This is a genomic window from Bacillus sp. AP50, assembly GCF_040492675.1.
GTDB lineage: Bacteria > Bacillota > Bacilli > Bacillales > Bacillaceae_G > Bacillus_A > Bacillus_A cereus.
On record NZ_JBEUTW010000505.1, the window covers coordinates 1 to 1,402 of the forward strand.

Genomic DNA, 1,402 nt, shown 5'->3' on the forward strand with positions numbered 1-1,402 from the left:
ATGCAAATTTATCACCTATTTTTATAATTCAAGCACCTACTATTAGGAAAAGAGAATATTTCCTAATTAATTTAAAACATAAATTTTGTCTATGTTTTAAACAATATGTATTTTGGAGGAGGTTAATTTGATTTTTTCAAAACTCATTGATCGGTACGCCTTATATGATTTACACAAAAAAAGAAGTGTAGCGTTTCAGTTTACTTCCCTTTCTAACACTTCATTAAATATAAAGAACATAGAATCTTTTTATAAAGTAAAACCATCACATTTTCATTTTGACATTAAGCATTCAAAGCAGGAAAATGAATACATAGTTGGGCAATTCAACTATAAAAGTTCGGTTCAATCCAATGATTCACGAAACGACTCTGTAACTGGGGAATTATTCCTACATGAAAATGAAAATGCACCTCATGTTATCTTTGTTCACGGTTGGAGAATGGATTCTAACGAACGTGTGAAAAAAATATTCCACGATCATATGACCAGCCTGAAGTGGAATATGTATTATTTCACTCTACCCTATCATTTTGAAAGAAAACCCGATCAATCCTTATTCAGTGGAGAGTATATGGTAAGTGCAAATATTGAACGAACATTACAAGCAACTAGACAAGCGGTAGCTGATTTACGAGCTTTGATTAAATGGATTAAAGCAAATAAAAAGGGGCCCCTCATTCTAATAGGAATTAGTTTAGGCGGATTTATTACTAACTTAACCTCTCTTGTTGAAGAAGAAATTGATGTGTTAGCATCCATTTTCTATGCAAATCGACTTTCTTATTCGATTTGGAATACAACTCCAGGTAAATTTATTAGAGAAGACTTGGAACATCATGGTGTTACGTATGATGATTTAATAGATTATTGGAAAATCACTGAACCGAGTCAAGCATTGCCAAAAGTAAAAAAAGAAAATATTTTATTAATTTCAGGTAAGCATGATCTATATGTGCATTCTGAGGATACAGACTACTTGTGGGAATCTTGGGAAAGACCTCCACGATATATTTATAAATGTGGGCATGCCGGGATCGTTCTTAAACGTAAAAAAATTGCAACTGATACTATTGATTTTATTCAAAATCGATTGAACTCCCCACACTTATCCAATGTCATGCCTTAAATCGCGAGATTACTAAGTACAAAATCTTATACTTATATTGTTATATTTTTTACTAGTCACCTTTGTAAACCTTAGCCCCAAGCCTTACACGATTGAAAATGAAATAAAATAAATAAGGAACTAATTTACCATATGGAAAAACATTGCTCAGCATTTTCACCAGTGGTCCCTGTATATGCAATATTACATACAAAAATCTTTATGTATTACGTTATTAATTTAAAAATAAATTATTCATCCATAAATCTATACCATCCGTATTTACAGTTATGG

The 1,402-nt window shown here is 31.5% G+C and carries 1 protein-coding gene; it reads left to right on the forward strand.

Annotated elements, in window-relative coordinates:
• The first annotated feature begins 127 nt into the window (after positions 1-127).
• Positions 128-1,129 carry an alpha/beta hydrolase gene (locus ABWK52_RS25575; protein ID WP_097856018.1) on the forward strand — a complete coding sequence of 334 codons (1,002 nt, stop codon included), beginning with the start codon at positions 128-130 and terminating at the stop codon, positions 1,127-1,129.
• Positions 1,130-1,402 lie beyond the last annotated feature (273 nt).